Annotated in this window: 22 protein-coding genes; 9 read left to right on the forward strand and 13 right to left on the reverse strand. The window is 69.0% G+C overall.

The features are described from left to right. Positions 1-19: 19 nt before the first annotated feature. Both ccmA and ACFE65_RS07055 read left to right on the forward strand, forming a co-directional pair. On the forward strand, positions 20-757 hold the full coding sequence (gene ccmA, locus ACFE65_RS07050; protein WP_375381641.1) for a heme ABC exporter ATP-binding protein CcmA: 738 nt from the start codon (positions 20-22) through the stop codon (positions 755-757). After that, positions 754-1,395, forward strand: coding sequence for a heme exporter protein CcmB (locus ACFE65_RS07055; protein ID WP_375381642.1), 642 nt, complete (start codon positions 754-756; stop codon positions 1,393-1,395). The genes ccmA and ACFE65_RS07055 overlap by 4 nt, the downstream gene beginning before the upstream one ends. 266 nt (positions 1,396-1,661) lie before the next feature. Here ACFE65_RS07055 and ACFE65_RS07060 read toward each other — a convergent pair whose 3' ends face one another. The 12 genes from ACFE65_RS07060 to coxB all read right to left on the reverse strand — a co-directional run bounded on the left by ACFE65_RS07060 (position 1,662) and on the right by coxB (position 11,370). Further along, positions 1,662-2,546, reverse strand: coding sequence for a class I SAM-dependent methyltransferase (locus ACFE65_RS07060; protein ID WP_375381643.1), 885 nt, complete (start codon positions 2,544-2,546; stop codon positions 1,662-1,664). Next, entirely contained in the window at positions 2,543-3,958 is a 1,416-nt protein-coding gene (thrC, locus tag ACFE65_RS07065; protein WP_375381644.1) for a threonine synthase, read from the reverse strand. The genes ACFE65_RS07060 and thrC overlap by 4 nt, the downstream gene beginning before the upstream one ends. Positions 3,959-3,967: 9 nt before the next feature. Beyond that, complete coding sequence (locus ACFE65_RS07070) at positions 3,968-4,627, reverse strand: SURF1 family cytochrome oxidase biogenesis protein (RefSeq protein WP_375381645.1); 660 nt, start codon at positions 4,625-4,627, stop codon at positions 3,968-3,970. Next, a complete protein-coding gene (locus tag ACFE65_RS07075; RefSeq protein WP_375381646.1) occupies positions 4,624-5,031 on the reverse strand; it encodes a DUF983 domain-containing protein in 408 nt (135 codons plus the stop codon). Before ACFE65_RS07075 ends, ACFE65_RS07070 begins: the two co-directional genes overlap by 4 nt. Positions 5,032-5,091: 60 nt before the next feature. Next, positions 5,092-6,021, reverse strand: coding sequence for a cytochrome c oxidase subunit 3 (locus ACFE65_RS07080; RefSeq protein WP_375381647.1), 930 nt, complete (start codon positions 6,019-6,021; stop codon positions 5,092-5,094). A 69-nt stretch (positions 6,022-6,090) separates the two neighbouring features. Next, positions 6,091-6,642 (reverse strand): cytochrome c oxidase assembly protein, encoded by a 552-nt coding sequence (locus ACFE65_RS07085; protein WP_375381717.1) that lies wholly within the window; start codon positions 6,640-6,642, stop codon positions 6,091-6,093. Between the two features lie 8 nt (positions 6,643-6,650). After that, positions 6,651-6,824 (reverse strand): hypothetical protein, encoded by a 174-nt coding sequence (locus ACFE65_RS07090; RefSeq protein WP_375381648.1) that lies wholly within the window; start codon positions 6,822-6,824, stop codon positions 6,651-6,653. Beyond that, the gene (locus ACFE65_RS07095) at positions 6,821-7,720 is read right to left on the reverse strand and encodes a heme o synthase (RefSeq protein WP_375381649.1); all 900 of its coding nucleotides are present in this window, start codon (positions 7,718-7,720) and stop codon (positions 6,821-6,823) included. The genes ACFE65_RS07090 and ACFE65_RS07095 overlap by 4 nt, the downstream gene beginning before the upstream one ends. 65 nt (positions 7,721-7,785) lie before the next feature. Further along, on the reverse strand, positions 7,786-7,917 hold the full coding sequence (locus tag ACFE65_RS07100) for a hypothetical protein (RefSeq protein WP_375381650.1): 132 nt from the start codon (positions 7,915-7,917) through the stop codon (positions 7,786-7,788). Next, on the reverse strand, positions 7,914-8,297 hold the full coding sequence (locus tag ACFE65_RS07105; RefSeq protein WP_375381651.1) for a hypothetical protein: 384 nt from the start codon (positions 8,295-8,297) through the stop codon (positions 7,914-7,916). The genes ACFE65_RS07100 and ACFE65_RS07105 overlap by 4 nt, the downstream gene beginning before the upstream one ends. Positions 8,298-8,501: 204 nt before the next feature. Further along, positions 8,502-10,169 (reverse strand): cytochrome c oxidase subunit I, encoded by a 1,668-nt coding sequence (ctaD, locus tag ACFE65_RS07110; RefSeq protein WP_375381652.1) that lies wholly within the window; start codon positions 10,167-10,169, stop codon positions 8,502-8,504. A 1-nt stretch (position 10,170) separates the two neighbouring features. Then, complete coding sequence (gene coxB / locus ACFE65_RS07115) at positions 10,171-11,370, reverse strand: cytochrome c oxidase subunit II (RefSeq protein WP_375381653.1); 1,200 nt, start codon at positions 11,368-11,370, stop codon at positions 10,171-10,173. A 197-nt stretch (positions 11,371-11,567) separates the two neighbouring features. Between coxB and pyrE the strand changes: the two genes are divergently transcribed. From pyrE to ACFE65_RS07140, 5 genes are all read left to right on the forward strand, one after another. Next, complete coding sequence (gene pyrE / locus ACFE65_RS07120) at positions 11,568-12,182, forward strand: orotate phosphoribosyltransferase (protein WP_375381654.1); 615 nt, start codon at positions 11,568-11,570, stop codon at positions 12,180-12,182. Beyond that, positions 12,179-12,922, forward strand: a complete 744-nt coding sequence (locus ACFE65_RS07125; protein ID WP_375381655.1) for a pyridoxine 5'-phosphate synthase — start codon at positions 12,179-12,181, stop codon at positions 12,920-12,922. The genes pyrE and ACFE65_RS07125 overlap by 4 nt, the downstream gene beginning before the upstream one ends. Before the next feature lie 123 nt (positions 12,923-13,045). Continuing rightward, on the forward strand, positions 13,046-13,465 hold the full coding sequence (gene acpS, locus ACFE65_RS07130) for a holo-ACP synthase (RefSeq protein WP_375381656.1): 420 nt from the start codon (positions 13,046-13,048) through the stop codon (positions 13,463-13,465). Next, a complete protein-coding gene (gene lepB, locus ACFE65_RS07135; protein ID WP_375381657.1) occupies positions 13,458-14,465 on the forward strand; it encodes a signal peptidase I in 1,008 nt (335 codons plus the stop codon). The genes acpS and lepB overlap by 8 nt, the downstream gene beginning before the upstream one ends. Further along, positions 14,462-15,580, forward strand: coding sequence for an AI-2E family transporter (locus ACFE65_RS07140; RefSeq protein WP_375381658.1), 1,119 nt, complete (start codon positions 14,462-14,464; stop codon positions 15,578-15,580). The genes lepB and ACFE65_RS07140 overlap by 4 nt, the downstream gene beginning before the upstream one ends. Here the strand turns inward: ACFE65_RS07140 and ACFE65_RS07145 are convergent. Further along, the gene (locus ACFE65_RS07145; protein ID WP_375381659.1) at positions 15,577-16,707 is read right to left on the reverse strand and encodes a glycosyltransferase; all 1,131 of its coding nucleotides are present in this window, start codon (positions 16,705-16,707) and stop codon (positions 15,577-15,579) included. The genes ACFE65_RS07140 and ACFE65_RS07145 overlap by 4 nt on opposite strands. Positions 16,708-16,806: 99 nt before the next feature. On the opposite strand from ACFE65_RS07145, the gene ACFE65_RS07150 reads away from it, so the two are divergent. After that, positions 16,807-17,736, forward strand: a complete 930-nt coding sequence (locus ACFE65_RS07150) for a hypothetical protein (RefSeq protein WP_375381660.1) — start codon at positions 16,807-16,809, stop codon at positions 17,734-17,736. Continuing rightward, entirely contained in the window at positions 17,733-18,272 is a 540-nt protein-coding gene (locus tag ACFE65_RS07155) for a DUF2141 domain-containing protein (protein ID WP_375381661.1), read from the forward strand. The genes ACFE65_RS07150 and ACFE65_RS07155 overlap by 4 nt, the downstream gene beginning before the upstream one ends.

The raw sequence follows: 18,272 nt of genomic DNA on the forward strand, positions 1-18,272 counted from the left end.
CAGCGTAGGGCGGCGGGCGATGGTGGAGCAAGGCCCGATCCTTCGGCTGACCGAGGTGACGCTGGCGCGCGGCGGGCGGATGTTGTTCGCCGGCCTGTCGCTGACGCTGCGGCCGGGCGAGGCGGCGCTGGTGACGGGACCCAACGGCGTCGGCAAGTCGAGCCTGCTGCGTCTCGCGGCGGGGCTGCTGCGCGCCGATGCGGGGCTGGTGGAAGCGACGGGCACTCGCGCGTTGCTGGCGGAGCAGGCGGCGCTGGACGGCGAGGCGACGCTGGCGGCGGCGTTGCGGTTCTGGGCGCGGATGGACGGGATCGGCGACGTCGAGGCGCGGGTTGCCGACGCGCTCGCGGCGGTCGCGCTGACGCCGCTCGCGAGCGTGCCCGTGCGGCTGCTGTCGGCGGGGCAGCGGCGGCGGGCGGCGCTGGCGCGGGTGGTGGCGTCGCGCGCGGCGCTGTGGCTGCTGGACGAGCCTGCCAACGGGCTGGACACAGGCTCGCTGGCGCGGCTGGAGACGCTGATCGCGACGCACCGCGCGGACGGCGGCGCGGTGATGGTCGCGACGCATCAGCCGATCGCGGTGCCGAGGGCAGTGGCGGTGCGGCTGGGGGATCACGCGCGCAACCCATTCTCAACTTCCGTCTACCCTGAGCTTGTCGAAGGGCTGCCTTCTTCTCCGGTAGAAAGGACAGTGCTTCGACAAGCTCAGCATGAACGGGATAGGGGTGTTGATCGGGCTCCGAACGGGGAAAGCCCATGATCCCCCTCATCCTCCGCGACACCCGCCGCGCCTACGCGGGCGGCGGCGTGACGCTGGTCGTGGCGTTCTTCCTGCTCGCCGCCGCGTTGTTCCCCTTCGCGGTCGGGCCGGACACCGCGTTGCTCGCGCGCACCGGCGGCGGGGTGATCTGGACGGCGGCGCTGCTCGCGGCCCTCCTGCCGGTCGAGCGGCTGGTGGCGCCGGACCTGGAGGCGGGCGTGCTCGATCAGCTCGCAGCGCGCGGCCACCCGATGGTGGCGGTCGCGGCGGCGAAGACGGCGGCGCACTGGCTCGGCTTTGGGCCCCCGCTAATGGCCGCGAGCGTGATCGCCGCCGGGCTGCTCGGGCTTTCCGCGGAGACGCTGGTGCGGGTGGAGGCGGGGCTGGCGCTCGGCACGCCGGGCCTCGCCGCGCTGGCGGTGGCGACCGCCGCGCTCGTCGCGGGAGTGAGGGGAGCGGGAGCGGTCGCGGGGCTGGTGATGCTCCCGCTCGCGATCCCGCTGCTGATCTTCGGGGCCGGGGGCCTTGATCCGGCGGGCGGGGTTGGGGCGTTCAAGTTGCTGGCGGCGACCAGCCTGCTGCTGCTGGCCGGCGCGCCCTTCGTGGCGGGCGCGGCGATGCGGGCGGGGATGAGTTGAACGGTAGCGTACCAGAATAAACGGGCGTACCTAATTGCTCATGCGTACGATCCCTCGCCATGATCCGCTCAACACAAAGCGGTCTGCCCGTAAGATCACTCGTTTCCCTGCTTGGCAGCAGTCGCAGGCGTTGCTGAACTCATTGGTGAAGCGGACCAAGAAGCCACCAAGGGATGACATCGGCGAAACCGATCAACCGGCTGCGCCTAATCCTAACCACCCAATGCCGCTGTCTGGCGGCGCCGCTGCGACCATCGACTGACTGTTCACCGCCGCCACCGCGCCCAGATCGCGGTCGGCAGCACCAGTCCGCGCGCTTCTTCCCGCACCCCCAGTTCCCCCGCCTCGACCGTGCCCGGCAGGTCAGCGAACGCCTGCCGCACCAGTTCGCCGATCGCGATCGCGCTCATCCGCACTGCGTACACGGTCAGGAACAGGAAGCGCGACTCGGCGTCGAGCAGCCGGCGGCAGCCGGCGATCAGCGGCGCTAGGTCCTCCTCCAGCCGCCACACCTCGCCTTCGGGGCCGCGGCCGTATTTGGGCGGATCGAGTAGGATGCCGTCGTACCGCCGCCCGCGCCGGCCCTCGCGCGCGACGAACTTGGCGGCGTCGTCCACCAGCCATCGGATCGGGCGATCGTCCAGCCCCGATGCCCGCGCGTTGGCGCGCGCGACCTCGACCGACTTCTTGGACGCGTCGACATGCGCCACCCGAGCGCCGGCGGCGGCGAGCGCCAGGCTGCCGACCCCGGTGTAGCCGAACAGGTTGAGGCAATCGGGCTGCTCGGTCCCCGCCAGCGCTCCGCGTGCCCAGTCCCACACCGGCGCCATGTCGGGAAAGAAGCCCAGGTGCCGGAACGGCGTGGTCTGCGCAGTGAACCGTACGTCACGCCACGCCAGCGGCCAGCCGGTCGGCGGCAAGGGACGGGCGTAACGCCCCCTATTGAACTCCCAGCGCCCGCCGCCCTCGTCGTCGGCACCGGGCACGAACTCGCCGTCCGCCTGCCAGTCCGGAGCGGACGGCGCCCACATGGCCTGCGGCTCCGGGCGGATGAAGCGGTGCGGGCCGTAGCGCTCCAGCTTGCGGCCATGGCCGGAGTCGACGAGGCCGTAGTCGGGCCAGGGCTCGCCGACGAGCGTCTCCAGCCTCATCGGGGAAGCGGCGTCGCTCGCTCGGCGATGTAGCCGGTGACGGCGGCGAGCGTCGCGGGCAGCGTGTCGCAGCGCTCCGTCCGGTCGAACAGGTCGGCGAGGCGCGGGGGAAGAGCGGGGCGGATGCCGGTCGCCGCCTCGACGGCGTCGGGGAACTTGGCCGGGTGCGCAGTGGCGAGCGTGACGACCGGCACGCCCTCATGCAGGTCGGCGTCCGCCAGCCGCCGCGCGGCGGCCAGGCCGATCGCGGTGTGCGGGTCGATCTGCTCGCCGGTCCGCGTATCGGCCCAGCGCATCGTCTCGGCCATCGCCTCCTCGTCCACCCGCTCGCTCGCGAACAGCGCCGCCGCGCCCGCCCGCTGCGCGTTGGTCAGCCGCATCGCCCGCGTCGCGTCGAAGCCTCCCATCTGCGCCGCCAGCGCCTGCCCGTCGCGCCCGCCGACGTCGAACAGCAGCCGCTCGAAATTGGACGAGACCTGGATGTCCATCGACGGCGTCGCGGTCGGCATCACAGCCCCCCGCGCATAGTCACCCGTCGACAGCGCCCGGTGGAGGATGTCGTTGACGTTGGTGGCGACCAGCAGTTTCGCGATCGGCAACCCCATCCGCGCCGCGACGTGGCCGGCAAACACGTCGCCGAAATTGCCGGTCGGCACGCTGAACGCGACCGGCCGATCGGGCGCGCCGAGCCGGATGGCGGCGTAGAAATAATACACCACCTGCGCCATCAGCCGCGCCCAGTTGATCGAGTTCACCGCCGACAGCCGGAACCGCGCCGAGAAGCCCGAGTCGGCGAACATCGCCTTCACCAGCGCCTGCGCGTCGTCGAAACTCGCGCTGTCGAGCGCGATGTTGAAGACGTTGGGCGCGAGCACGCTCGTCATCTGCCGCCGCTGCACTTCCGATACGCGGCCGGCGGGGTGGAGCATGAAGATCTCGACGCCGATCCGCCCGGCGAGCGCGTCGATCGCCGCCGATCCCGTGTCGCCCGACGTCGCGCCGATGACCGTCAGATGCTTGTCCCCGCCGATCAGGAACCGCTCGAACAACAGCCCGAGCAGTTGCAGCGCCACGTCCTTGAACGCCAGCGTCGGCCCGTGGAACAGCTCGAGCAGCCAGTGCCGCCCGTCGAGCTGAACCAGCGGGGTAACGGCATCATGCCCGAACGTGGCATAGGCGCGGGTGCAGAGATCGCGCAGCTCCTCGCGGGTGAGCGCGTCGCCCATGAACGGGTGCATGACGGCGACGGCGGTGTCGACGTACGACAAGCCCGCCAAGGCGGCGATCTGCTCGCGGTCCAGCGTCGGCCATGTCTCGGGCAGGTACAGCCCGCCATCTGACGCGAGTCCCGCAAGCGTCGCGCCTTCGAAGTCGAGGACCGGGGCGGTCCCGCGGGTGCTGACGTAGCGCATGGGCGGCGGTTAGCGGCGGGGGGCGGGAGCGGCAACCGCGGCCGCTGTCGCCACCGCGATCGGTGGCCGGCTCCGCCACCGCTGGCGCAGCGCCAGCGCGTAGACGATCGCCGCTACGCCTGCGAAGAAGAACCACTGGCCGGCATAGGCGAGGTGGTTGTTGGGTATCGCATCGAGGCTGGGCCGGCCATTGGCGGTAAGGCCGTCCACCGGCTGGTCGGCGACCAGCATCAGCCGCTCGGGTACCCGGCCCGCCAGCCCGGCGATCAGTGGCGTAGCGCTCGGCGCGTGGCTGATCGTGCCCGTCACTGGCCCGCCCGCCCAGCGCACGTGGCGCATCGGATCGGTGGTGGTGCCAAGCTGCACGATCATGCCCGGGCCCTCCGCGCCGGTGCTGCACTGCGCGATCGCACGGAAGCCCGACGCGCCCGCCCCCGTCAGCGTGATCGCCGTCGGCCGCAGGCAGAAGCCGCTCGCCCGTCGGAACAGCAGCGCGTCGTCGGGGAAGCGCGGGAAGGCGATCGGCGGCTTGGCGGGGTTGGCGGCAAGTTGGGTGAGATAGGCCTGTTTGGCGGGCAGCCGGTCGAGCAACTGCCACAGCCCCAGCCAGATCATCACCGCGATGGCGAGCGCGACCAGGATCGTGGGCACGAGCGGAATACGCCTCACGACTTGATCTTGCCCTGATGCGCCGCCTGGCGGTACTCGACCGTCAGCAGCACGCCCTTCGCGACGCGCAGGCACGCGACCACGGCAGCGGCGGTGACCGGGACCCAGATCAACATCTGCAGCCAGACGGGCGGGTCATAGGAGACCTGCAGCACCACGGCGGCGCCGACGACGACCGCGCCGATGATGAGCGTCAGGAACGCCGCCGGCCCGTCGTCGACGTTGATCTCCGTGAAGTCCAGCCCACAGGCGGAGCAGCGATCGGCGAACTTGATGAGCCCGGCATAGACGGTTGGCTTGCCGCACCGCGGGCAGAGCCCACGCGTACCCGCGACGAACAGCGGTACGGGTGCCACCACTGGCGGCGGGACGTCGGGGATTAGAGGAGGGACGCTCTCGCTCATCGGCTTGGGTCCCATGATCTCGGGAAGGGGCTGCGGCCGAGGCGGCCGCCCGCCACGGCCTCAGCCGACGTGGATCGGCGCGCCCCAGCCGCCCCAGACGTAGATCACCACGAACAGGAACAGCCACACGACGTCGACGAAATGCCAGTACCAGGCGGCCGCCTCGAACCCGAAATGCTGCCGCGGCGTGAAGTCGCCCTTGTAGGCGCGCACCAGACACACGATCAGGAAGATCGTGCCGATCAGCACGTGGAACCCGTGGAAGCCCGTCGCCATGAAGAACGACGCGCCATAGTTCAGGCCCTTGTAGGGGAAGGGGGCATCCGAATATTCGAGCGCCTGGATCGACGAGAAGATCGCGCCCAGCACGATCGTCAGCCACAATCCCTTGAGCACGCCGTCGCGGTCGCCGACGCCGATCAAGCCCCACAGGCCCTTCTTCACGCCGCCGCGCTGACCGTGGATCAGCGCATGGTGCGCCCAGGTGACGGTGGTGCCGCTGGTCAGTAGGATCATCGTGTTGAGCAGCGGGAACTTGAACGGGTCGAGCACCTCCAGCCCCTTGGGCGGCCAGGTGGCGGCGAGCGCGGCCGCGCCTTCTTGTGCGTGGACCACCGCGCCGTCGACGAAGCCGATCGCGGACGGGAACAGCGAGAAGTCGAAGAACGCCCAGAACCAGCCGACGAAGAACATGACTTCGGAAGCGATGAACAGGATCATGCCATAGCGGAAATGGAGCTGGACGACCGGCGTATGATCGCCGTGATGCCCTTCCTTGATGACCTGCGCCCACCAGGAATACATGGTGAACAGCACGCCGCCGAGGCCGATCAGGAACGCCCAGCCGCCGCCGTTGGGCTGGCCGACATGGCCGCCGTGCATCCACGCGACACCGCCGCCCGCCATGATGAGCGCGGACATCGAGCCGAAGATCGGCCAGATGCTGGGCGGTAGGATATGGTAATCGTGGTTCTTCGCGCCGGCCGCCATCGCGTCTTCCCTGTTCGATCTTGCGCCTGCTCTAATGCGGTTTGGCGCGCCGTCAAAGGGGTTAGCGCGTCAGCCGTCCTTGGCCGCCCGCGCCGCCGCCTTGCCCGCATCCACTGGGAAGAAGGTATAGGACAAAGTGATGTTCTGCACGTCGCGCGTGTCGGGATCGGTCAGGATCTTGGGATCGACGTAGAAGATCACCGGCATGCGCGCGGTCTCGCCCGGCGCCAGCGTCTGCTGCGTGAAGCAGAAACACTGGATCTTGGTAAAATATTTGCCGACCTCTTCCGGTGTGACATTATAGGTCGCGGTGCCGGTGATCGTATGGTTGGACGTGTTGGTCGCGAGGAAGAACGCCATGTCGCGCGCGCCGACGTCGACCTTGTCAGCCGGAGCCTCCGGCCGGAAGCGCCATGGCATGCCCGGCGTGACGTTGGTGTCGAAGGAGACCGTCATCGCGCTGCCGGTCGCACCGGGTGCGCGCAGACCGCGGTTGGTGGTGCCGTTCAACCCCGTCGCCTGGCAGAACAGGCGATAGAGCGGTACGCTCGCCCAGGCGAGGCCGGTCATGAAGCAGATGGCGAGCACCGCGAGCATCGCCGTTCGCCCGGTGCCGGTCATGTTCCGGGTCACTTCACACCCGCCTTGATCTTGGCGATGGAGACAAAGAAGATCAGCACGACCAGCGCACCCAACAACAGGCCCATGACGATCGCCCGCCCACGCTGGCGCTTACGGACCGCTTCGTCGTTGGAGCCGGACTGGACCGACTGCCAAGGGGAGGGATCGCGTCCGTCGGTCATGCCACCCACCGGTCGACGACCAGCGCGCCGAACATCATGAAGAGATACAGGATAGAATAGGCGAACAGCCGCTTCTCGGGCTTCAACGCGTCATCGGCGCCCGGCGAGCGCAGAGCAACCTGCGCGGCCATGCCGGCGAACACGGCGGTCATCGCCAGCGATGCCCAGCCATAGAGCGCCCCCGTCAGTCCCAGCGCCCATGGCGCGATCGCCACCACCGTCATCAGCACGGTGTAGAAACCGATCTGGTGCCGCGTCGCTCGCGTGCCGGCCACCACCGGCAGCATCGGCACACCGGCGGCGGCATAATCGGACTTGATGAACAGCGCGAGCGCCCAGAAATGCGGCGGCGTCCACAGGAACACGAAGGCGAAGAGGAGGAGCGGCAGAGGCGCCACGTGCCCGGCCGCGGCGGCCCAGCCGATCAGCGGTGGAAACGCCCCCGCCGCGCCGCCGATCACGATGTTCTGCGGCGTCCGGCGCTTGAGCCATACGGTGTAGATCAGCACGTAGAAGAGGATGGAGATGGCTAGGATCGTGGCGGCTGCGATATTTACAGCAAGCCCCATCAGGATGACCGAAAAGGCGGCAAGGCCGACGCCGAACTGGAGCGCGGCGGGACGCTCCATCCGGCCATCCGGCAAGGGACGCTTCGCGGTGCGGCGCATGATCGCGTCGATGTCAGATTCGTACCACTGGTTGAGCGCACCGGCCGCACCAGCGCCGAGCGCGATACACAGGATCGCCGTGAAACCCAGCACCGGATCGATCCGCTCGGGCGCCGCCAACATGCCGCACAGGCCGGTGAACACCACGAGCGTCATAACGCGCGGTTTCGTCAGGGCGAGGAAGTCGCGCCAGTCGGCGGGAAGGGGAGCGGCGAAAGCGGGGGTCATGGGCTGAACGGCATATAGGCACGTCCTAGTCCCGGCAAAAGCAATACCGGTCGCAAATCGCGCGATCAGAAGCCCCACACCACGCCGACGACGATGTACCTCGTCGCAGGGTCCTCACCCGTCGCGGCATCATACTTCGCGTGCCGTAACAATGCGCGGCACAAGGCCGCGTCGAGATTGGTTCGTCTGGCGCTCACCAGCACGCGGCAGTCGACCGGATGTCCGGTGCGATCGATGCCGACGAGAGCCGTTGCGCGCCGACGGTCGCCACGTAAGCACGCGTCTTGTTCTCGACTCGGAAAGCAGTCGTATTGGGCAGGCCTGCCAGAAACGAGCGCTGGGTATTCCAGTCCATGATAAAGTTGACGGTCACCCGGCTTTCGCCAGCACCAGGAAGGGCTGTCGCTACCACTTTCAAGCCGCCATTCGGTAGCTGAGTCAATAGTACTAAGCCTTGCGCAGGATCGGGCGTCCTGTCCTGCGTGAAGGATACATTGCCGGAGACGGAGCCGTTCAAAGCCAGACCCAGCGTAATCGTGACTGGATGAGCCTGCACCATGACGTCTCGCGAAATCATGCATCCCCGTTCGATCGGATCCGACACAACTGTCCAATCGTTGGTCGGTTTAACAACAGTCGACGTCGACGTCTGTGAGGCCTGAGGTGCTGTTGCAACGAGAACAACGCAAGCACCACGTTTAGTCGCGAATTGGCCCAACCGCGCACGAAAACGCCTCGGGTTCCCCGAGGCGTTCCATTCGTGTCGACGGACGCCGCCACTTTAGTCGATCAGCGGCAGCGTCTCGAACTGGTGGTATGGCGGCGGGCTGGACAGCGTCCACTCAAGCGTCGTGGCGCCCTCGCCCCAGGGATTGTCGCCAGCCTTCTTGCCCGCGATCAGCGACCAGATCAGGTTGACGAAGAAGATCACCATGCCGGCGGCCATGATCATGTAACCGACCGACGCCACCGTGTTCCAATGCTCATACTGGCCAGTATAGTCCGGGATACGACGCGGCATGCCCTGCAAGCCCAAGAAGTGCATCGGAAAGAACATCACGTTCACGCCGACGAAGAACACCCAGAAATGCGCCTGGCCAAGAAACTCGTTGTACATCTTGCCCGACATCTTCGGGAACCAGTAGTAGAAGCCCGCGAACAGCGAGAACACGGCGCCCAGCGACAGCACGTAATGGAAGTGCGCGACGACGTAATAGGTGTCCTGCATGTAATCGTCGATGCCGCCATTGGCGAGCACCACGCCCGTCACGCCGCCGACGGTGAACATGAAGATGAAGCCGATCGCCCACACCATCGGCGTCTTGAAGGCCAGCGAGCCGCCCCACATCGTCGCGATCCACGAGAAGATCTTGATGCCAGTCGGGACCGCGATCACCATCGTCGCCGCGGTGAAGTACATCTTGGTGTTCACGCTGAGCCCGGTCGTGAACATGTGGTGCGCCCACACGACGAAGCCGACCACACCGATCGCGACCATGGCATAGGCCATGCCGAGATAGCCGAACACGGGCTTGCGGCTGAACGTCGAGATGATCTGGCTGACGATGCCGAAGCCCGGCAGGATCATGATGTAGACTTCGGGATGGCCGAAGAACCAAAACAGATGCTGGTACAGGATCGGATCGCCGCCGCCCGCCGGATCGAAGAAGGTGGTGCCGAAGTTGCGATCGGTCAGCAGCATGGTGATCGCAGCGGCGAGCACCGGAAGCGCCAACAGCAGCAGGAACGCCGTCACCAGCACCGACCAGACGAACAGCGGCATCTTGTGCAGCGTCATGCCCGGCGCGCGCATGTTGAAGATGGTGGTGATGAAGTTGATCGCGCCCAGGATCGACGAGGCGCCCGCGAGGTGGAGCGCGAGGATCGCCATGTCGGTCGACGGCCCCGGCTCGCCATAGGTCGACAGCGGCGCGTACAACGTCCAGCCGTTGCCCGCGCCGCCGAAGAAGGGCGAGGCAAGCAACAGCGTGAAGGCGGGGATCAGCAGCCAGAACGACACGTTGTTCATCCGCGGGAACGCCATGTCGGGTGCGCCGATCATGATCGGAACGAACCAGTTGCCGAACCCGCCGATCATCGCCGGCATCACCATGAAGAACACCATGATGAGGCCGTGCGCGGTGATAAGCACGTTCCACAGGTGGAGCGACTGGTCGAGGCTCGCCTGACCGCCGTTGAGCATCGAGGCCCAACCCTGCAGGTACTGGATGCCCGGATGCGCAAGCTCGGCGCGCATCATGCCGGAGATCGAACCGCCGATGATCCCCGCGACGATCGCGAAGATCAGGTATAGCGTACCGATGTCCTTGTGGTTCGTGGACATGAACCAGCGCGCGAAGAAGCCCGGCTTGTGATCGGCGTGGGCATCCGCATGGTCGTGCGTCTGGTGCGCCTCGAACGCGAGGGGTGAAAGGGCGGTATCGGTCATCTTACTGTCCCGCGTTGCCGCTGCCGGCCGGGTTGCCGGTCGCGCGCGTGTTGAGGCCGGTGGTGCCGGTGACGGTGGTGGGATTGGGCCCGGCAGGCGGAGTGGCGAACTCGGCCGGCTTGGCCGGGCCGTTGCCCGCTGCGCCCGGCTGCGGGATCACCTTGTCCGAGGCTTGCGTGGTCGTCACGCCGGCGGGGCCGCCGCCCGGCATCGTGCCGCCCTTGGCGCGCACCCAGGCCGCGAAGGTCGCGGGCGGCACCGCCTCGACGGCGATCGGCATGAAGGCATGACGCGCGCCGCACAATTCCGAACATTGGCCGAAATAGAGGCCCGGCCGATCGATGGTGAAGCTCGTCTCGTTCAGACGACCGGGAACCGCGTCCAGCTTGATCCAGAAAGCGGGCACCGCCCAGCTGTGGATCACGTCGTTCGCGGTCGTGATCAACCGGATCGGCACGCCGACCGGCAGCACCACGCGATTGTCGGACGCGAGCAGCCGCGGCCCGTCCGCATCCGTCCGCGCGCGCTCGCCCTTGCCGACCTGGCTCTGCTCCTTGAGCATGTTGGCGGTGATCTCGAAGCCGCCATGGTCCGGATATTGGTACGACCAATACCACTGGTTGCCGATCGCCTTCAGCGTCACGGCGTTAGCGGGCGCGGGCTTGAACTGCGCCTGCAGGAGCCCGATCGACGGCACCGCGATCAGCACCAGCGCCAGCACCGGCAGCAGCGTCCAGGCCACCTCCAGCACCGTGTTGTGCGACGTGCGCGAGGGGATGGGGTTGGCGGCGGCGCGGAAGCGGATCACCACGACGACCAGCAGCACGAGCACCAGCGCGCACACGGCGAAGATGGTCGGCAGCAGATAGGCGTCGTGCATGTGGTGCGCGCGCCGCCCCGTCAGCGTCACCTGCGGCTGGAGGCGCATCAGACCATCCGTCGGCTGGCCGATGCCCGGCTGGACCGTCATCGGGGGCGCGCCGTCCATCGCCAGCAGCGGCGAGGCGGGAGCGGCGGTCGGCGCGGCGGCCGCCGATGTCGGCGCGGTGTTGACGGCGCCCGGAACGCCCTGCGGAGCGGCGGGCGCGGTCGCCGAGATCGGCTTGACGGGCGCGGGATCGGCGGGCGCCTGCGCGGACGCCGTACCGGCGAGCGCGAGCCCGGCCGCGACCAGCAACGACTTGAACCCCGTATTCCGCATCCTGCTAATCACCCCGAGCGTGGCGTCGAACGGCCCGCACGCGGCTTGGCCGCCCGGTTTATCGGCCGGCTATACGCATGCACCCCGGCGGCAACAAGCGGCAAGGCAGCCGAAATTGTGCCGGAGTTGATCGGTGATGCGTTGCGCAAGTCGCGGTCGCCGGACTAGGCGCGGCTTGGAAGCGGATGGAGCGAGCGATGACGGACGAGCAGGTGCTGGCCGAGTTCCGCGCCGCCGATGCGCTGCTGGAGGGGCATTTCGTCCTGTCGTCGGGACGGCACAGCGCGCGGTACCTACAATGCGCCCGCGTGCTGATGGATCCGGCGCGGGGCGCGCGGCTGTGCGAGGCGTTGCTGGCCAAGCTCCCCGCCACGATCCGTGCGAGCATCACCTCCGTTGTATCGCCGGCGATGGGCGGGGTGATCGCCGGGCACGAGATGGCGCGCGCACTGAGCGTGGAGGCGATGTTCCTGGAGCGGCCGACGGGCGTGTTCGAACTGCGCCGCGGCTTCCGCCTGTCGCCGGGGCAGCGCGTGCTGATGATGGAGGACGTTGTCACCACCGGGCTCAGCTCCCGCGAGGCGATCGCCGCGATCGCGCGCGCCGGCGGCAAAACGGTCGCGGCGGCGGCGCTGGTCGATCGCTCGGACGGCGCGGCGGAGTTGGGCGTGCCCTTCTTCCCGCTGGTCCGCCTGTCGGTGCCGAGCTATGAGCCCGATCAGGTGCCGCCCGAGCTGGCGGCGATCCCGATGACGAAGCCGGGAAGCAGGGCGCCCGTTCCGAGTGCAGCCCCGAGCGAGGCCGAAGCGTGAGCGTGAGACTTCGCCTAGGCGTCAACATCGACCATGTCGCGACCGTCCGCAACGCGCGCGGGACGGACTATCCCGATCCGGTGGCGGCGGCGCTGCTGGCGGCAAGCGCGGGGGCGGACGGGATCACCGCGCATCTGCGCGAGGACCGCCGGCACATCCGCGACGACGACATCGCCCGGCTGCGCGCCGAACTGCCGGTGCCGCTGAACCTCGAAATGGCGGCGACCGACGAGATGCTGGCGATCGCGCTTCGTCACCGGCCGCACGCCGCGTGCATCGTCCCGGAAAAGCGCGAGGAGCGCACCACCGAAGGCGGGATCGACGCCGCCGGCCAGTTCGCGCGCCTGGCGCCGATGTGCGCGGCGCTGGCGCAGGCGGGCATCCGCGTGTCGCTGTTCATCGAGCCGTCGGCCGAGCAGATCGACGCCGCGATCCGGCTCGCCGCGCCGGTGGTGGAGCTGCACACCGGCCGTTATGCCGAGCTGGACGGCCCCGACCAGGCCGGCGCTCGCGAGGTAGAGCTGCGCCGGCTCGCGGACGCTGCGGCGCTGGCGGCGAAGAACGGGATCGAGGTCCATGCCGGCCATGGGCTGACGACCGGCAATGTCGCGCCGATCGCCGCCATCCCGCAGGTGCGCGAGCTCAACATCGGCCATGCGCTGATCGCGGATGCGCTATTCGTGGGATTGGCGGAGGCGGTGCGCGCGATGCGGGCAGCGATGGATGCGGCGCGTGGATGATCTTCCGCGGAGCCAAGCCACCTTCCGTCACCCCAGCGCAAGCTGGGGTCTCGCAGTTATGGGCCCTGCGCCCGCGGCACGAGACCCCAGCTTGCGCTGGGGTGACGGTCTGGTGGGACCGTCATGATCCTCGGCCTCGGCTCCGACCTCTGCTCGATCGAGCGGATCGCCGCGTCGCTGGAGCGGTTCGGGGAGCGGTTCGAGGCCCGCGTGTTCACCGATGCGGAGCGCGCGCGCGCCGCGCGGCGGCCGTTCACCAGGGCGGGCACGCTCGCCAAGCGCTTCGCCGCCAAGGAGGCGTTCTCGAAGGCGGTGGGCACCGGCTTTCGCGCCGGCGTGTTCATGCGCGACATCGGCGTGGTCAACGCACCCTCCGGCGCGCCGACGCTGGCGCTGACCGGCGGCGCGCGCGCGAGGCTTGACGCCATCACGCCTGCGGGCCACGTCGCCCGCGTCCATCTGACGATGACCGACGACCACCCCTGGGCGCAGGCGTTCGTCATCATCGAAGCCGTAATCGAGGCGATTGAAGCGCATGGTTGACGAGGGAGCCGCCGTGCCGCCGCGGGCGATGGCGCAGGCCGAGCCGGCTTTTCCGCCCGCCGGAACCGTCGTCGAGACGCCCGTGGCTGCCCCCGCAACACCGTCCGCGCGCCGCGGCAGCGCGGTGTGGAGCGAGACCAAGGGGCTGTTCTGGCTAATCCTGGCGGTGCTGGGTTTCCACAGCTTCGTCGCCAAGCCGTTCTACATCCCGTCCGAATCGATGCTGCCGGGACTGGAGGTGGGCGACCGGCTGGTCGTCAGCAAGTTCGCCTATGGCTGGTCGTTCGTCTCGCCGACCATCCCCAACCCGCTCGCGATCCTGCGCTCGGCGCTCGGCACGCCGCAGGAGAGCTGGAGCGTCGAACTGCCGTTCGAGCACGGGCGGCTGTTCGGCCATATGCCCGAGCGCGGCGATGTCGCGATCGTGACGCCGCCCGGCACCAACAACGACTATATCAAGCGCGTGATCGGCCTGCCGGGGGACCGGCTGGAGGTACGCGACGGGACGGTGATCCTGAACGGCGTACCGGTGAAGCGCGGGCCCAAACATTATGTCGACCTGCCGCGATATGGGGACGGGCTTGCCTCGGACGGCACGCCGACCTGCGGTGGCGGGATCGTGGTACGCATCGGCGCGACGGACGCGTGTCGTCTACCGATCGTGACGGAGACGTTGCCCAACGGTCGCTCGTTCGAGACGGTGGACGACATCGATGGCAGCCAAGGCGACAACTACCGTGTCGGCAACCCCATCACGATCCCGCCCGGACACGTGTTCATGATGGGCGACAATCGCGATCATAGTGCGGACAGCCGCTTCCCGCTCGGCTTGCCGGACCAGGGGCTCGGCGGCCCGGTGCCGTGGGAGAATCTTGGCGGCCGGGCGGAGTTCATCACCTTCTCGCTCGACGGGTCGACGACGCTGAACCCGCTGACCTGGCTGCCCGCCTTCCGCCCCGGACGCGCCGTGACCTCCCTCCATCCCGAAAGCACGCGATGAGCGTCTCCGTGACCGACCCTGCGCCGCACACCGCGATCGCTACCGACGAGGGGCGCCGCGTCGAGGTCGTCCAGGGCGCGAGCCCCAACGAGGTCAGCGATCCGCTGATGCGGCAGGAGTTCCGACGCGCGGTCGTGTGGCTGGGGCTGGTGGCTGCGATGGCGCTGGTGGTGGTGCTGATCCAGCCGATCCTCATCATCTTCGCCGGGCTGATCGTCGCGACCATCCTCGACGGCGGCGTCCGCCTGCTCGGCCGGGTGCTGCCGATCGGGCGCGGATGGCGGCTGTTGATCGTGGTGCTGGTCGCGCTGCTGTTCGTCATCGGCACGTTCGTGCTGACGGGCGTGCAGATCACCGGCCAGTTTGCGCAGCTCCGCTCGACGGTGGAGACGCAAGGCAACCGCGCGGTGCAGTGGCTGACCGGGCAGGGAATCATTCCGCAGACGGGCGGGGTCGCGGACCTCGCGAAGCAGGCGGCGGGGCAGCTCGGGCGCCTGTCGTCCTATGTCGGCACCGCGCTGGGCGCGGCGACGACGATGGTGTTCATCCTGGTGCTCGGCCTGTTCTTCGCGATGGAGCCCGACATCTATGGGCGCGGGCTGCAGTGGATGGTGCCGGCCGAGAAACGCCGCGAGTTCGCGATCACGATCAGCCGGATGGGCACGACGCTACGGCGGCTGATGGCCGGGCGGCTGACCGGCATGGCGGCCGAGGGCGTGCTGACCTGGATCGCGCTGGAGATCGGCGGCGTGCCGATGGCGCTCGTGCTCGGCATCATCGCCGCGCTGCTGGCGTTCATCCCCAACATCGGCGCGTTCGTGACGGGCGCGCTGATGATCGCGGTGGGGTTCAGCGCGGGCACCCACACCGGCATCTGGGCCGCCGGCACCTGGGCGCTGGTGCAGAGCTTCGACGGCTATATCGTCGTGCCGATCGTCGCGCGTCGCACCGTCGACCTGCCGCCGGCGCTGACCTTGTCGATGCAGATACTGGTAAGCGCGCTGTTCGGCGTGATCGGCCTCGTCATCGCCGATCCGTTGACGGCGGTGCTGAAGGTCGCGCTGGAGCGGAGTTCGGAGCGGGCGGCCCAGAAAGGCGAGGAGGGCGCGGCCTAAGGCCCCGTTCGCTGCCTTGGGCCTCGCTCGCGCAGCAGCGTGTCGAACAGCGCCAGATAGCGGCTCGCGGCATCCTCGCCCGGCGCCGCAACGGGAGCGGGGCGGCGGGCGCCGGGCGCGAGCCAGCGGTCCAGCGCCGCCACCAGCGCATCGGCATCGTCGCGCGCGACGATCGTGCCCAGCGCGGGATCGCAGATGATCTCGGGGATCGCGCGGCTCGAGCGGGTCGCGACCACCGGCGTCCCCATCGCCAGCGCCTCGCGCAGCACGCCGGGCACGCCCTCATAGTCGGAGGTCAGCGCCGCCACGCCTGCGCGCTCCAGTGCCGGCATCGGATCGGCGGCATGGCCCGGCAGATACAGCCGATCGGCGACGCCCAGCGACGCCGCCTGCGCCTGCAGCCGCGCGCGTTCCGGCCCCTCGCCCAGGATCGCCAGCGCCACCGACGGGTCGGCGAGACGCGGCAGCGCCGCCACCAGCCGGTCCCAGCGTTTTTGTGGCACCAGCCGACCGACGCCCAGGACGTAGCGCCCGGCGGGCAGGCTGGTCGGCGCGGCGAACGGCAGGACGTGCGCGGGCGGATTGGGGATCACGCTGATCCGGGCCGGAGGGATGCCGGTCACCGCCGCCGCTTCCTCGGCGAGTGCGGGCGTCATCGCCACCAGCGCATCCACGAAACGGCCGTAGGAGGCGAGCCAGCGCCGGTTTCCCCACCGCCCGACCGCGCCGAAATCCGGACGCACGAACGCGTTGGACATCTTGGCGACGATCGGCGGCGCCTCGGCGCCCAACTGCCAGCGCATCCAGGCTGCGCGGCTGGTGTAATAGTTGCCGGGGCAGAAGACGACGTCGGGTACGGCCGCGCGGACCGCGACGGCGAGGGCGCCGCACGCGACCGTAACGCCCGCCGGCAGTTCGGCGGCCAGCGGACCCGTCGGATCGCCGATCACCAGCGTGACGCGTCGCCCCCGCTCCACCCAGCCGGCCGCCAGCCGCAGCAGCGCGCGCTCCACCCCGCCGCCGCGCAGGCTGTCCGCATAGCTCAGCACATGCGCGGCCTGCACGGAGCAAGCGTCGGGCGTGGACACGGAGGAGGAGCGGTGGAGCGCCATCTTGCCGCATGCCATGCTGATGCCCACTTTCGTCCGCAAGCACCTATCGCACTCCGGCTGTCGCCGGTCGGTCCGGGCCGATATCGGTCGCGTGCCGGAGACTTGGGAGCGTCGATGAACGCCAGGATGGACGTGGCGCGCGCCGACGGGGTGGCGGCCGATATCGCCGGCCTCGAGCCGCTCGAGACGATCCGCAGCCGCTGGCCCGCGATCATCGGAGGGTTGCTGTCGGCGGCGATGATCGCGGGGCTCGCGCGTGAACTGCTGTCGTCGGGCCTGTCGGGGCTGAGCCGCACGGTGCCGGCGAGCCCGCTGTTCTACTTGTTCTTCGGTCTGCTGTACCTGTCGCCGATCACGGGCGACTATGTCATCTTCCGTCGGCTGTGGGGCATCCCGTTCGCCGGCTTCGTCGCGCTCATCAAGAAGCGGATCGCGAACGAGGTGGTGTTCGGCTATTCGGGTGAGGCCTATTTCTACGCCTGGGCGCGGTCGCGGGCGACGATGGTGGCCGCGCCGTTCGGGGCGGTGAAGGACGTGTCGATCCTGTCCGCCATCGCCGGCAATGCGATGACGCTGGCGATGATCGCGGTCGCGGTGCCGCTGGTCCACGCGCTGATGACGCCGGAGACGCTGCGGCTGGTGGGCGGCTCGGCGGCGGTGACGATCGCGATCTCCTTGCCGTTCCTGCTGTTCTCGCGCCGGGTCTTCTCGCTGCCGCGCCCCACTTTGTGGTGGGTGTTCGGCGTCCACTGGGCTCGCCTGCTGGCGGGGCAGGTCCTGATCGCGCTGGCATGGCATTACGCGTTGCCGGGCGCGTCGATCGGGCTATGGTTGGCGCTCGCGGCCCTCCGGATGCTGGTGTCGCGATTGCCGCTGGTGCCCAACAAGGACATGCTGTTCGCCAATCTCGCGATCCTGCTGATCGGACATGACGCGGCGCTGTCCGAGCTGATGGCTTTTTCCGCGGCATTGACCGTTCTGATCCACTTGGGCCTGATCGGGTTGTTCGGCGTTCAGGCAGTGGTGGCTAGGAACGACGCATGACCCTATCGATGCATCGCCTCGCCGCCCTGACGGCTTCCTTCCTCTGCCTCGCGACCGGCGCGGCCGGGCCCGCTGCCGCGCAGACGCTCGGCGCCGATGCCGCCGCCTGCCAGCCCGGCGGCGGGCCAGCGGTGGAGGTGACGATCACCGGCCTGAAGGATCGGCAGGGCGCGGTGCGGGTGGAGCTATACCCCGCAACGGACGAGGATTTCCTCAAGGGCGACCACGAACTGATCGCGCAGGACAAGGTGTTCCGCCGCGTGTCGGTCGCCCCGCCCAAGGCGGGTCCGGTCGCGATCTGCGTCCGCGTGCCGCATCCTGGCCGCTACGCGCTGGTGATGATCCACGAGCGCGACGGCAAGATGAAGTTCGATTACCGGATCGACGGCGCCGGCACGCCCAGCAACCGGCGGCTCGGCTTCGGCAAGCCCAAGCTGCCCGAGGCGCTGATAACGGTCGGCGCGGGCGTGACGCCCATCCCGATCCGGGCGCAATATCTCGGAATGTTCGGCTTCTCGCCTTCGTCGGCCAAGTAA

The sequence above is a fragment of the uncultured Sphingomonas sp. genome (assembly GCF_964237335.1).
Lineage (GTDB): Bacteria > Pseudomonadota > Alphaproteobacteria > Sphingomonadales > Sphingomonadaceae > Sphingomonas.